Below are 13,486 nucleotides of genomic sequence, written 5' to 3'. Positions count from 1 at the left end.
CTCCCACAATCGACTAAAAAGTACCAATCTTCTTGAACGATTAAACCAAGAGGTTCGCAGAAGAGAAAAGATCATTCGAATCTTTCCAAATCATGCTTCAGCCAATCGATTAATTGGTGCTGTCCTCATGAACACACATGATGAATGGATAAGTTCTACAAGAAAATATATTAAGTTTGACCAGTAAGAGACCGGTAAAACATTGTATACTATTTTACACAGGATTATGGACTTGACTTTAAATAATTCCTTTTCACCTCATTATAAATAAAAAAACCCTAAGAACGACCATTCGATCACTCTTAGGGTTTAGATTTGTATAAACTATTCAATTAAAAACGTCTCGCTCAAATTGATGTTGCCAATCTGTTAAGAAATTCTTGGCCGCTCCATCTGCAAGCGTCTGCTTTAAGAAAGCATCTAATACTTCTTCTCCTACAGTAATAAAGTCTGCTCCTGCATAAAGAGTGTGAGTTACTTGTTCAATATTTTTGAATGATGCTCCTAGTATCTTAGTCTTTGCATTGTTATTTTTAATATATTGATGAATTAATCGGAGAGAGTCAATCGCATCGATATTCAAATTTTGCATCCGATTGATATAAGGCGCAATATAATCTACTTCTAAATTTATAGCAAGTAACGCTTGAATCTGAGAGTAAATAGCTGTGGCGGTTACGCAAAAGCCATCTTCTTTCAACTGTTTTATGACGGACAGTCCTTCTTTAGTAACAGGCACCTTCACACTTACATTATCTCCTAATAAATCGCGAATTGCCAAAGCATCTCGGTACATTCCATTAGCATCTAAAGCTACTACTTGAACATGCAGAGTGGCCTTTTTAGGTAAAACAGCTTGAATTTCTAATAACGTCTTGTCTAGTTCTTCTTTGGGTGTGTTTTTTAATATTGACGGATTAGTTGTCACTCCATCAATGTTGAAGTAATTTAGATATTCTTTTATTTTATCTAAATTTGCTGTGTTTAATACCTAACGCACAGCCTAGTCCTTCATCATTATGCAAGTACTCAAAAGCACGCTCTCCAAAGAGTTCACCTAAAATGCGGCCGTCTACACTTGGGTTGCCACCTCGTTGAATAGGACCTAAGGCAAGCTTTTGTATTTTATAGCTATAAATCGCATCAATCATATTAGAAAAGATTGGGTATCTTTGAATACTTTTTGCTTATAGGATATATAGACCGAAATAAACAAAAACCCCTAAATCTTAGATTTGTTGTCTAACATTTGGGGGGCAGTACATTTAGGGGAAAACGAACAGTTTGTTTATTTTTTGAACTTTTTAAAGAGGGTATCATTATAATTATTTTTATGTAATTAAGTTAATTGATACTATCTTCAATCCAAATTGTTTCTAATTCTTCTAAAGATCTACCCATAGTTTCTGGAACCATCTTCCATACAAATAGAGCAGATAAAATACTCATGATTCCATAGAAAGCATAAGTTAATGCTCCACTATAATTCATCATTGGTGGGTAAGTAGAAGAAATGAAAAAGTTTGCTAACCACTGTGCTGCTACTGCTATAGCCATTGCTTGACCTCTAATTCTGTTAGGGAAAATTTCAGATAAAATTACCCAGCAAACTGGACCCCATGACATCATGAAAGAGGCCGTGTAGAAAATAATAAATACAAGGGTCCATATACTGAATATTTTGGCATAGGATAAGAATGAAACTCCAAACATTCCAATTGCCATTCCAATTGAACCAGCAATTAATAATGGTCTTCTTCCTAAACTATCTACCTTTTTAATAGCTACTAAAGTAAAGAGAACGTTTACGATTCCCATAACAATTGTCTGGAATAAAGAAGCATTTTGTCCTGCTCCCATACTTTCAAAGATTCTTGGCGCATAGTAAAGAGCTACGTTAATACCTATAAATTGTTGAAACACAGAGATTAATACGCCCACCACGATTACTTTCTTCCCGTAAGAAAATAATCCCGCACTTTGAATATTTTCATTCAAGGAATGATAGATATCTTGTACGATTCGCTTTGCTTGTGTCTTTGATCCGTTTAATTTTTCAAGAATGCCTAAAGCTTCTTCACTTCGGTCAATTGACACTAAGTATCGAGGGGTTTCTGGAACAAAGAATAGTAATACTAGAAACGAGAAAGCAGGAATCGCTTCTGAAGCAAACATCCAACGCCATCCAATAGCATTAATCCACTGAATAGATTGCCCCGACGCAATAGCATAGTTTACAAAATAAACAACTACTTGTCCAAAAATAACCGCGAACTGATACCAAGATACTAGACTACCTCTGACACTCTGGGGAGCCATTTCACTGATGTATGTTGGACAAATGGCCGAAGCCATTCCAACACCTACTCCGCCAATTACGCGATAAATATTGAACATGATTAAAAGGGCAATACTCGGCTCTCCAAAGTTAAAAAAGAGAAATTCTGGGTATCCTGAACCAAGCGCAGAAATAAGAAAGAGAATTGCTGCAATAATTAAAGATTTTTTTCTCCCGATATTATTTTGGAAGAAGCCAGAAATTATTCCTCCAATAACACAACCAATTAAAGAGCTGGAAACAGTCATACCATGAACAAATGAACTGAGTCCTAGCGCATCTGCAAAAAATACTTGAAGTGATCTTTCTGCTCCGGATATTACCGCAGTATCATATCCGAATAATAGACCACCCAACGTGGCGATAAAAGTTATAAAAATCAAATATGAAGTTAATGATCTATTTTCTTTCATATCTTTTATTGAAGAGCGCTCAGCTTCCTCAATGTGCCTCCAATCTATTTTAAGTAATATACTATTATTCTTCGATATAAGAATATTTGGTTTGCGATAAAAACTTATTTTCCTTACTTAATGATGCTTTTTCTACTCCTAGTTTTTTCGAATTACCCAATAGAATTTGAGGCTCTATCGCTATTCCCGCATAAGGTTTTAAAGGGGTCCCCCAAATGTCTATTTCTGTACCTACTTTATTATGAGTGTAGATTACTGCTCCTGGAGCGTCAGTTTCAATAATAATCTTTCGACTTTTTAAAGGAGCAATAAGTTCCACCTGTGGACTCCCATTACCGAATACGAAAGGATGATCGATTCCTTTAACTTTTCTTATTTGCTCGTGGTCAGCTTGAATAGCATCTCCAATTTTTCTTTTCTTTCTAAAATCAAAGGGAGTGTTCTCTACAGCTTCCATGTTAGCCCGAGGCGTCACATCATCTGCTACGGGGTAATAATAGTTTGCATTCACTTGAAGATAATGATCTTCGATCGTTCCTACTTGATTCCCATTTAAATTAAAGTACACATGGTTAGTAGGATCAAAAATAGTTTCCGCTTCGCTATCTGCCTCATAAGTCACGGTCCACTCATTCTTATCATTAAAAGTATGAATAACGCTGACGTTTATATCACTTGGATAGCCGCTATTTGCACTTTGATCCCTTAAGTAAAACTTGATCTCTTTTTGGGCCTCTAGTATCTCAAAATCCCAATTCTGCCAATCATAGCCTTTAACTCCTCCGTGAAGATGGTTGTCGCCTTCATTTTTATCCACAAAGTACTCTTGACCATTTAATGAAAAGTGTCCTTCTACAATTCGTCCACTTACCGGTCCAATAGTCGCACCATAGTATAATTCTCTATGATTCAATAGTTTATCCATACTATCAAATCCAAGAATAATATTTTCATCTTTTACTATAAATCTATTGATACGTGCTCCTAACGTCAAAAAGCTAACCGTAATGTCATTACTATTCGTAACGAAAATTTCTTCTACAATTTGACCATTAAATACGCCAAACTTTTCAATATTAACTCTCATCTTGCACACCTGTTACTTTGTTCAAGCGAGCAGTAATCTCTCGCGTATTCTGGTAGACATCTTGATACACTTTATAAATTTCGTTGTATAACTTCACATTTTCAGGAACTGGTGAGATAGGCTCTGAGTAACTAACAAACTTTTCAACGCAATCTTCTACTGAGTGATACCATCCTAATCCTAGAGCTGCTAACATAGCGGCTCCCGTTCCCGGTCCTTCTTGTGATTCGATAGTAATCACTGGTGCATTAAAAATGTCTGCTTGAATTTGACGCCATAATTCACTTCTTGAGCCACCACCTACTGAGATAATCTCCTTAATTTCTTTATTTTCTTCTACTAAACTTAAACAGTCCTGTAAAGAAAAAGTTATTCCTTCTATAACAGCTCTAGTAAGATGATCTAAAGTATGCTGGTTATCTAATCCAATAAATGAACCTCTAATTTGACTATTAGTATGGGGTGTTCTTTCACCGTTAATATAAGGAGTAAATAACAGCCCGCCTGATCCTAGTTCTATTTGAGCCGCTTTCGTTAAAAGCTCATCGTAACTTTGTTCCGGTGCAAATGTGTTTTTATACCAATGTAATGAATTCCCAGCTGATAGCGTAACTCCCATTGAATATAATTGATCTGACATAACGTCATTGAAAACATGTAATGTCCCCTCATAGTTAACATCTTCGTCGTCTTCTTTAGTCAAAACAACTCCACTAGTTCCTAGAGAAACCATCGCTGTTTCAGATGATACTAATCCAGAACCTAATGCTGAACAAGGATTATCTGCTCCACCTGCAAACACCTTTATATCTGTCTCAAATCCAAACTTTTCTTTTAACCCTGGCGTTAACTGGCCTACTTGTCCTGAAGATTCATAAAGTTTAGGCATATAGCTTGAAGGGATGTCAAACTCTTCTAAGATCTCAGAAGACCAGCTCCTATTTTTTATATTTAATAGGAGCGTCCCTGCAGCATCAGAGTAATCCGTATAGTAAACACCAGTTAAATAGAATCCTAAATAATCCTTAGGCATCATTATATGACGAGTTTTTTGCCAATTTTCCGGTTCATTTTCTTGTACCCAAAGTATTTTTGGCAATGTAAAACCTTCTAAAGCTTTATTTTTCGTAACCTTTAGTAAAGTGTCGCCTAATCTCTCTTTTATTTCGTCACATTGCTTTGTAGTTCGCACATCATTCCATAAGATAGCTGGACGGACCACGCGGTCCTCTTCATTTGTTAAAACTAAGCTATGCATTTGCCCCGAGAAGCTAATACCTTCTAGCTGTTGTTTACTGTCTGGTACTATTTCAATCATTTTAGTGATAATTTCTTCACAGGCCTGAATCCAATCTTTTGGAGCTTGTTCGCTGTACCCCTTTTTTTCAGAAGTTACTGGATACGCTTCACTGTGGCTAAAAATTAGTTCACCTGTTTTTGTATACAGCAAGCCTTTCATCGACCCTGTACCTAAATCTAAACCTAGTACATAACTCATACGGATCCTCCTAAAGTTTGAATGTGTTTACACAAGATAGTCGTTCAATAGTGATTTATAGTATTCTAAGTGGTTAGATGGAACTTTAATATCATCATTGTTCATAGCATATTCAGCTAATTCAGTTAGAGACGTATTTCCTTCCACAATGTCTTTTCCGATACCTTCTTCAAATGAACTGTATCTTTCAGAAATAATGTTATCAAAGAATTTATCCTCTTTTAATTTCGCTGCTCCTAATAATCCACGAGCAAATGTATCCATTCCAGCGATATGCCCTAATAAAAGATCTTCCATATCAGTAGATGTTCGTCTTAGTTTTGAGTCAAAGTTAATTCCACCAGGAGCAATTCCATCGTTTTCTAAAACCTCGTACATAGCTAATGTAATATCTAAAACATTGTATGGGAACTCGTCAGTATCCCAACCTAGCATTGTTTCGCCGTGGTTAGCGTCCATAGATCCTAGCATGTTTTCTGTACGCGCTACTCTCAATTCATGCTCAAAAGTGTGCCCAGCTAAAGTAGCATGGTTACCTTCTAAGTTAAGCTTGAAGTGATCTTGTAAGTTATATTTATGAAGGAACGCCATCGTAGTTGCAGCATCGTAATCATATTGGTGAGTCATTGGCTCTTTTGGTTTAGGCTCTAACAGGAACTGTACATCATGATCAAGTTCTTCTGCATAATCTACTGCCATCTTAAAGAAACGAGCCATGTTATCTTGCTCTAAGGCATAATCTGTATTTAAGAGTGATTCATACCCTTCACGGCCACCCCAAAAGACATAGTTTTCACCATTCAGTTTTTTACTAATTTCTAAACCTTTTTTAACTTGAGCAGCAGCATAAGCATAAACATCTGCATTGTTAGAAGTCGCCGCACCGTTAACAAAGCGTGGATGAGAGAACATATTCGCTGTGTTCCATAATAATTTTTTACCAGTTTCATCCATTTTTTCTTTAATAAGATCAGTAATAACGTCTAAATTGTTTAAAAATTCTTCTAAGCTATCTCCTTGAGGAGCAATGTCTACATCGTGGAAACAGAAGTAGTCGACGTCTAACTTCTCTAAGAGTTCAAAGAATGCTTCTACGCGGTTCTTTGCTGTTTCCATTGGGCTCTCGCCGTGCCAATTTCTGCGATAAGTTCCCTCACCGAATGGGTCGCTTCCATCTGCTGTCATTGTATGCCAATAAGCAACTGCAAATCTAAGATGCTCTCTCATAGTCTTGCCTAAAACTACTTCGTCCGGATTGTAATATCTAAATGCTAATTTATTCTTTGTCTCTGGACCTTCATACTTAATCTTTTCTACATCTGGGAAATATACCATTTGTAATTCTCCTTTTCCTTATAAATATTTTCAGTTAGTTTATATCCTTAACTAACTATCTGCTTTACAGTTTAATGTAAGCGTTTTATTTTGTCAACAAATATTACAAAAATATAAATTCTATTCAAGTGTACTAGCTTATAGGCTGTACCTTCACACTTAAATTTGATACAGTTAGTTATATACCATCCTTTATAGTTACAAAAAATTAAACTACTTATTCTAGACTAATCTACTCTATCGTTCATATTTGACTACTTTATATAATGGAGGCCCAAAGAAATATGGAAAACACCCCGTCTAATATTAGACAATTAAATACAAAGCATGTACTTAAAACAATTATTGAAAATGAAGAGGTGTCAAGAACATTTATATCCAAAGAAACAGGTTTAACTAAACCTTCTGTTTCAGATATTGTCTCGAATTTAATAGCAAACAAGTTAGTTATCGAAAAAGGACGAGGTTCCGCCTCTCCTCATGGCGGAAGGAGACCAATTATACTACAGTTTAACCCTAATCATGCCTCTATTATTTCCTTAGATGTTTCTCCAGATACTCTAACTTATTGCATAAGCAACTTAGATGGAACAGTAGCTACTCTAAATTCTTCTCCGTTAAATGGAGACGACAATCAATCAATTCTTAATCAAGTAAAAGAAACAATTTATCAACTATTCGCTACCCATTCTCAGGAGTCACCGGTTAAAGCTATTTCAATTGCTATACATGGTATGACTCTTGATAATGTTATTATCTATACACCAAATTATATATTAGACCAAATAGATTTATATCAAATTTTATTTGAAGAATTTAAGTTGCCTATTTTTATAAATAACGAAGCAAATTTATCTGCTTTAGGAGCGTACACTTTCGGAGATCTTCCTGAGTCCTTTATTAACATCAGTATTCATTATGGAGTAGGAGCTGGAATTATCGAAAATGGTCATTTGATCACAGGGTCATACGGATTAGTAGGAGAAATTGGTCACTCGATTGTCGTACCTTTTGGTAAAAAATGTTCTTGTGGAAACAGAGGTTGTCTAGAGCAATATGTATCTAATCCTTCCCTCATGGGCGAACTCGCTGAACACTCTATAGATATTCATAACATTCGCAAAGAGTGGCTTGAAAATACCGTTTGTCGAGATATCCTCACTACACATTTTCACTACTTAGGTATCGCCATTAATAATCTCATCACTATGATTGGTCCCGAATTAGTAACTATTGATTCGGAGATATTAAGAAAAGTTCCAGAGCTCCTTGAAGCTGTCAACTCAGTCATAGATAACAAGTACGTTAAGCGAACAAAGATTAAATCATCTAATTTAAAATTTAATTCAACTATCTTGGGTTGCATCGCTTTTGCTAGCAGACAACTTTTAAATTTAGATACCATTAAATTTAAATCCTTTCTAAGAGAATAGAATAAAAATAGACAACTTATCGGTCGAAACTTACAACCGATAAGTTGTCTCCTTTTATTGATAAGGTCTATTTATCTCGTTTTTGCTCCCCAACACTTCTTCTATATCCATCTCACTTACTTTATTCTCTTTAATACCTAACGCACAGCCTGGTCCTTCATCATTATGCAAGTACTCAAAAGCACGCTCTCCAAAGAGCTTACCTAAAATACGGTCATCCACACTTGGGTTTCCGCCCCTTTGAATATGTCCTAAGGCTAGTTTACGTAATTCATAGCCGAATTTTGCGTCCATTTCTTCTTTAAATTCATCTGCGCTTGCGACTCCTTCAGCTAAAACAATGAGTTGATAACGCTTGTGTTGAGCTTTAGAGAATTGGATTTTTTCATGAATAGCTTCTAAATCATAATCTTCTTTAGTAGCGATAATCGCATCCGCAAAAGCAGCCGTTCCTGTCCATAAAGCAATGTCTCCGGCTAAACGTCCCATCACTTCCACAACGAACACAAAGCTATGACTTGCACTTGCTGTCGCAATTTTATCAATCGCATCAATCACATTAGAAATCGCCGTCTTAAACCCTAAAGTCAACTCCGTTAGCGGAATATCATTATCAATCGTTCCTGGGATAGCCACCGTTGGAAAGCCTAAACGAGTTAATGCCTGGGCTCCGCGGTAACTTCCATCTCCGCCAATAACAACTAACCCTTCTACCCCTTCTTTTCTTAAACGCTCCACCATCTTTTCACGAATTTCTGGCTCCATAAAGCGTTCCGAACGAGAGGATCCTAACAGCGTCCCCCCTAAATTCGCATGATGAGATGTTTTATAAGGCTCTAGTAAACGGTAATCATTATCAATCAACCCGTTATACCCTTCTTGGTAACCTCTAATTTCTACGCCGGCTTTAGCGCCCGCCCACGTAATGGCGTTAATGGCCGCATTCATCCCCGGCGCATCCCCACCACTGGTTAAAATTCCGATCTTCTTCATTGATTCACCTTCTCAAACAAATAATAGTAACTTAATCATCAATGAAACCGCTTTACTTGTCAATCATTATTTAAGACTCATTATCCTTTTGAATTTGAATAAGTTCTTTAATATTTTTACGGGCGTAAACTGTATCTTCTAAGAGGGCATGACGTTTACGGTTTGTCGCATTGACGGTTCCTTCATAAATCTCTCTCACCGCACTCGCCGCTAGAAAGGCGTGGTAATCGTCAGACGTCAGATTATTTAACTGCTCATTCTCATAAGGTTGAACATGCTTTAAACAACTGCTGTCTCCTGGATAATGAATATTCCACTGATAATTCAACTTTTCCATTTGCGCTAAGTAATATTCATGCCAGTGATTCATGAATGTTTTCGCCAACCTTAACTGCTTTAAAATTAAACAAAGACGCGTCGTATAGATCACTTTAAAACCTGGGTAACAAAAGATAATTTCACGAGCTTGTTTAGGAATTGGCCCTGTAATCGGCAAGCCATCAATTCGTATCTCTAAACACTTGGAAATATTCAGCCAAGTCCTTCGCCGGCGATTTTGATTTTCCGGATAAGGAATGCATAAATACACTTGATTGCCATTCACATAAGGCATCACTGTTCCTCCTAGCCCACTCTTTTTGCGAATCCACGGACTCCAAGACTCATAACCAAATTGATATTGGTTAAATAACGCCTCCACTAACACCCGTTCCGAACCTTTAGATAACCAAGCTACACCGTTTACATCAATAAAATAAGTCTCGTGACCTGAATAATTGGTCCCTTTTAAGTCTAAGATGACTAAAGGATCTGCTGGAATCGATTCTTTATGACTCGTTTCTAAAGATTGGCGGATTAGACTCAGGCAAAGGGGCTTCTCATAGAGTTTTTCCGGTCGTAATATGAGCTCTTTGACTACTGTATCAACGTTTTCGATCACTTTTTTGTCCTCCAATGATTTCTAATCAATTTCTTATTGAAATTGGAAGGAAAATCTGTTACTTTACCCAAAACTTTCCATTTCCATTTTTTATTTTACCTTATTTGTGACCATTTTCACCACTAAAAACATTCGGGTATAACTAAGGTACAAGGCCTTGAAAAAAATAAAAAAAGGAAGTACCCAAATGAACGCATTACCGATTACAATTCAACAAGACATCTTAACCCAATACGAACCCTTAGTGCACCACGTCTTAAAACGACTATCCATTAACCCATTAAGCAGTGACTATGACGATTTTGCGCAAGTAGCTAGAATCGCCCTACTTCACGCCGCTCACCACACCAAGGTGAACCCTCTATCAAAGATCGAAAAGGATCGCTATCAATTTATCAGCTTTGCCAGAAGTAGAATGCTGTGGGCGGTCACCGATGAACTGCGAAAGTTAGGCAACTACCAAGATAAAGAAACAACTGTCGAAACATTCCCAATAGAGCCTTCCCCTCAAGCAGCCTTAGAGGAAGCTTTAGATTGGAACGACCAGTGGCGCGAATTATTACCTCAATTAACTAAAGACCAACTCGCTCTTCTTTATTTACTATTAGACGACTCATTAACCCACAAAGACCGCGCCGAATCTTTAGGCATTAGTCGCAAAACTTACTACAAACGAAAGACTCAGTTAGCTAAAGAACTAACGGTTTTGAAAGATTTATTCAAAGAGGGGTAACACATTTGAAGTGAGGTTCGTTGTTATAGGTGTAAATCGATTTACAACAACACGAAAGGGGAATATAACATGAACAACACATTTAAAGAAGCACAATTGGAGTTATTAATCGACGACGGGACAGAAAAAGGAGCTAAACTCATCCTTAAAGGATTAAAAGAAGGGGCGACAGGAGACGTCATTAAAGAAGTGATTGAATCGTTTGACTCTCTCATTGACGACTCTTGCCAAGAAGCCGTGACAGTTGTCCAAACTCACTACTTTGCTTAAGAAAGGATTTGATTAAATGAAACAATTAGAATTAATCTTCAAAAATGGAGCCGACAAAAACCGCACATTACGCATCAAACAACCGAAAGAAAACTTATCACCTGACATTGTCCAACAAGCGATGGAACGCATTGTTGAAGCCGACGCTTTCTACTTAGAAGGCGATAAACTCTACGCCGAACCATCCAGCGCTCGTTACGTTGAACGCATTGTTACTGATATTTTCAAGAACTAATGACTGATCCCCAAGGTGCATTCCTTGGGGCTTTTTTGTAAGGAGGATTTAACATGGAACTGACGCTACAACAACTAGCCCTTTGGTCTGGTAGCTTAATGGCGATCATTACCTTACTAACTTGGTTTTACCGCTTAATTAACCACCCGATCCAACGGCTAGAACACATGATCAACGACCTGAACCAATCCCTCATCCAACTGGACCACACCAACGCTTTTATTCACCGCGACTTAAAAGACGCCCAAAAAGAACGTCAAGAACTAACGAAAAGAATCCAACAGCAACAACTTCAGTTAGATGAATTAACTTTAACCACCCATACACTTACTAATTACTACAAGGAGAAAACACCATGGCCCTCAACCCACTCATTACCTTAATTAGTTACTTATTAGGCTACACCATTAAAACAACTCCATTGACCCAAAAATACACCCACTATATTCCCATCTACGTCGCATTGTTAGGCGGCGTGTTGGGCTACTTATTAAACAAAGACATTGTGCTCGGTATCCTATCAGGCCTAGCGTCTACTGGAATTTATGAATCAGTACAAACCCTATTAAAGGAGGCTGTCTATGACACTCACTTATAACAAAGCCACATTAACAACGGATCAAATAAAGACACTACAAACTTACGCCAAAAAACTTAACGTGCCGGTTTCTTTTTTAATGGTGCAACTGCACGTTGAAAGTCTATGGGGAACATCTAAAGTTGCGGTAAGCGATAATAATTGGGTGGGAATGACTTGGACGGGTGAAGCAACTCGCCCGAGTGGTGTTAAAGTTACGAAAGGAAGCTCCCGTCCAATTCGCGAAGGGGGATTTTATATTCGTTACCACTCTATTGAAGAGGGTTGGAAAGATTGGATCTACTTACTACAAACTCTTTATAACGTAAGAAATGCGCAAACTTTTGAAGACGCAGTGAGGGGATTATTTAAAGTCGGTGGCGCCAAGTATGATTATGCCATGATGAATGTAGAAGATTCTACCGCGCGATACGAGAAATACTTAACGTTAATGAAAGGGCGCCGGGAAGCGATCAATCAAGTAAACCATTACCAATTAGATGAACTGGACGGGCAAGGGAAGCCGATCAATGCCTCCAAGTTAATCACTCATTTAAAGACATACCTTGGTGTGACTAAAGGAAGCACGCAGCACAGACAATTAATCGACCAATATAACGCCGTTCAACCACGACCCCAAGGCTATCAAGTGACTTATCAAGATGATTGGTGTGATGCTTTTGTTACTGTCATGGCGGATCAACTGGGTGTGAGTCATTTAACCCAGCGAGAATGTGGTGTCGAACGACATAAAATGCTTCTTAAAAAGAGTGGAAAGTATTTAGGGAAGGTTCGACCTAAGCCAGGAGACTTAATCTTTTTCCATTGGGGTAGAGACCCTGAAGGTATTGCCCAACATATTGGCTTTGTTGAAACCGTGCAAGGCGACCAAATTACGACTATTGAAGGCAATACTTTTGTTAATGGCTACTCTCAAGTTGGACGGCGGACTTATCATTGGAACGAGCCGGTCATTCAAGGGTATGCAAGGTGGTTACCTCAACATCGACAACCCGCCACACGGTTGCACCATCATTTAACCGTCACTGCCCCTTATTTACGCGTCTTTAAAACACCACAAGGAGAACTCACTCAACTTTACGAAACACTCAGACAAGGCGAACAGCGTAACATTACCCAACAATACGATGATGGTCAATATCTTTGGGTAGGCTATGACCCAAACCCTCAAGGCGTTGTCTATTGGACTACATTACAAACCTCTGATGGATCTCGAAAGTTTGGGGTACTCACCCCAGGACACAACCACCCATCTTGTAAGTAACAAAAGCCACCCGCGCGGGTGGCTTTTTTGTATATGATAGATTGTAAAATTAATTGCGACAAACAAGAAAACCCATAACAGGTTCGTGTAAAATGTTAGTAACCACAAAAACACACACGGAGGACCTGTTATGAGCTACAAACATCTTACCATAGAAGACCGTTCAAAAATAGAAATACTTTATCATGAAGGCTATACAGCGAGTCAAATTGCTGAAGCCATCGGGCGTCACCGTTCGACGATTTATCGAGAACTCAAGCGTGTTAAGTCAACCTGTTACGATGCTCAATTGGCTCAAGATAACGCTTCTGAGCATCAATCTCTCAAAGGTCGTCGTCCTAAACATACG

17 protein-coding genes are annotated in these 13,486 nt (G+C 37.9%); 9 read left to right on the top strand and 8 right to left on the bottom strand.

Annotation, left to right across the window (positions count from 1 at the left end):
- Window positions 1-187, top strand: a 187-nt coding sequence (locus BLR79_RS07105) for a transposase (RefSeq protein ID WP_200778875.1), incomplete at its 5' end; no start/stop codon positions are given.
- Window positions 188-328: 141 nt separating this feature from the next.
- Here the strand turns inward: BLR79_RS07105 and BLR79_RS07100 are convergent.
- From BLR79_RS07100 to xylA, 6 genes are all read right to left on the bottom strand, one after another.
- Window positions 329-928, bottom strand: a complete 600-nt coding sequence (locus tag BLR79_RS07100) for a transaldolase family protein (protein ID WP_234970855.1) — start codon at window positions 926-928, stop codon at window positions 329-331.
- Window positions 929-965: 37 nt separating this feature from the next.
- On the bottom strand, window positions 966-1,151 hold the full coding sequence (locus BLR79_RS07095; protein WP_092086348.1) for a hypothetical protein: 186 nt from the start codon (window positions 1,149-1,151) through the stop codon (window positions 966-968).
- 193 nt (window positions 1,152-1,344) lie between these two features.
- A complete protein-coding gene (xylE, locus tag BLR79_RS07090; protein ID WP_268752991.1) occupies window positions 1,345-2,760 on the bottom strand; it encodes a D-xylose transporter XylE in 1,416 nt (471 codons plus the stop codon).
- A gap of 55 nt (window positions 2,761-2,815) precedes the next feature.
- Entirely contained in the window at window positions 2,816-3,838 is a 1,023-nt protein-coding gene (locus tag BLR79_RS07085; protein ID WP_092086342.1) for an aldose epimerase family protein, read from the bottom strand.
- Window positions 3,828-5,336, bottom strand: coding sequence for a xylulokinase (gene xylB, locus BLR79_RS07080; RefSeq protein WP_092086339.1), 1,509 nt, complete (start codon window positions 5,334-5,336; stop codon window positions 3,828-3,830). Before xylB ends, BLR79_RS07085 begins: the two co-directional genes overlap by 11 nt.
- Before the next feature lie 27 nt (window positions 5,337-5,363).
- Window positions 5,364-6,671 (bottom strand): xylose isomerase, encoded by a 1,308-nt coding sequence (gene xylA / locus BLR79_RS07075; protein WP_092086336.1) that lies wholly within the window; start codon window positions 6,669-6,671, stop codon window positions 5,364-5,366.
- Window positions 6,672-6,955: 284 nt separating this feature from the next.
- Between xylA and BLR79_RS07070 the strand changes: the two genes are divergently transcribed.
- A complete protein-coding gene (locus BLR79_RS07070) occupies window positions 6,956-8,104 on the top strand; it encodes an ROK family transcriptional regulator (protein WP_159427623.1) in 1,149 nt (382 codons plus the stop codon).
- A 54-nt stretch (window positions 8,105-8,158) separates the two neighbouring features.
- Here the strand turns inward: BLR79_RS07070 and BLR79_RS07065 are convergent, their stop codons facing one another.
- On the bottom strand, window positions 8,159-9,097 hold the full coding sequence (locus BLR79_RS07065) for an ATP-dependent 6-phosphofructokinase (protein ID WP_092086330.1): 939 nt from the start codon (window positions 9,095-9,097) through the stop codon (window positions 8,159-8,161).
- A 70-nt stretch (window positions 9,098-9,167) separates the two neighbouring features.
- Window positions 9,168-10,037: a hypothetical protein gene (locus tag BLR79_RS07060; protein WP_092086327.1), complete on the bottom strand. Its 870-nt coding sequence runs from the start codon at window positions 10,035-10,037 to the stop codon at window positions 9,168-9,170.
- A 187-nt stretch (window positions 10,038-10,224) separates the two neighbouring features.
- On the opposite strand from BLR79_RS07060, the gene BLR79_RS07055 reads away from it, so the two are divergent.
- From BLR79_RS07055 to BLR79_RS07025, 7 genes are all read left to right on the top strand, one after another.
- Window positions 10,225-10,770, top strand: coding sequence for a sigma-70 family RNA polymerase sigma factor (locus BLR79_RS07055; protein WP_092086323.1), 546 nt, complete (start codon window positions 10,225-10,227; stop codon window positions 10,768-10,770).
- Window positions 10,771-10,839: 69 nt separating this feature from the next.
- Window positions 10,840-11,040 carry a hypothetical protein gene (locus BLR79_RS07050; protein ID WP_092086319.1) on the top strand — a complete coding sequence of 67 codons (201 nt, stop codon included), beginning with the start codon at window positions 10,840-10,842 and terminating at the stop codon, window positions 11,038-11,040.
- Window positions 11,041-11,056: 16 nt separating this feature from the next.
- Entirely contained in the window at window positions 11,057-11,275 is a 219-nt protein-coding gene (locus BLR79_RS07045) for a DUF2922 domain-containing protein (RefSeq protein WP_092086316.1), read from the top strand.
- Window positions 11,276-11,328: 53 nt separating this feature from the next.
- Window positions 11,329-11,658, top strand: coding sequence for a hypothetical protein (locus BLR79_RS07040; protein WP_092086313.1), 330 nt, complete (start codon window positions 11,329-11,331; stop codon window positions 11,656-11,658).
- Window positions 11,631-11,873, top strand: a complete 243-nt coding sequence (locus BLR79_RS07035) for a phage holin family protein (protein WP_092086310.1) — start codon at window positions 11,631-11,633, stop codon at window positions 11,871-11,873. Before BLR79_RS07040 ends, BLR79_RS07035 begins: the two co-directional genes overlap by 28 nt.
- Entirely contained in the window at window positions 11,857-13,137 is a 1,281-nt protein-coding gene (locus BLR79_RS07030; RefSeq protein WP_092086307.1) for a glucosaminidase domain-containing protein, read from the top strand. Before BLR79_RS07035 ends, BLR79_RS07030 begins: the two co-directional genes overlap by 17 nt.
- 130 nt (window positions 13,138-13,267) lie before the next feature.
- A partial coding sequence (locus BLR79_RS07025; RefSeq protein WP_143338806.1) for a helix-turn-helix domain-containing protein occupies window positions 13,268-13,486 on the top strand: 219 nt, incomplete at its 3' end.

The organism is Dolosicoccus paucivorans, from assembly GCF_900100125.1.
In the GTDB taxonomy this organism is placed as follows: domain Bacteria; phylum Bacillota; class Bacilli; order Lactobacillales; family Aerococcaceae; genus Dolosicoccus; species Dolosicoccus paucivorans.
The sequence above is the reverse complement of the archived record's forward strand: the minus strand, read 5'-3'. Positions and strand labels throughout refer to the sequence as shown.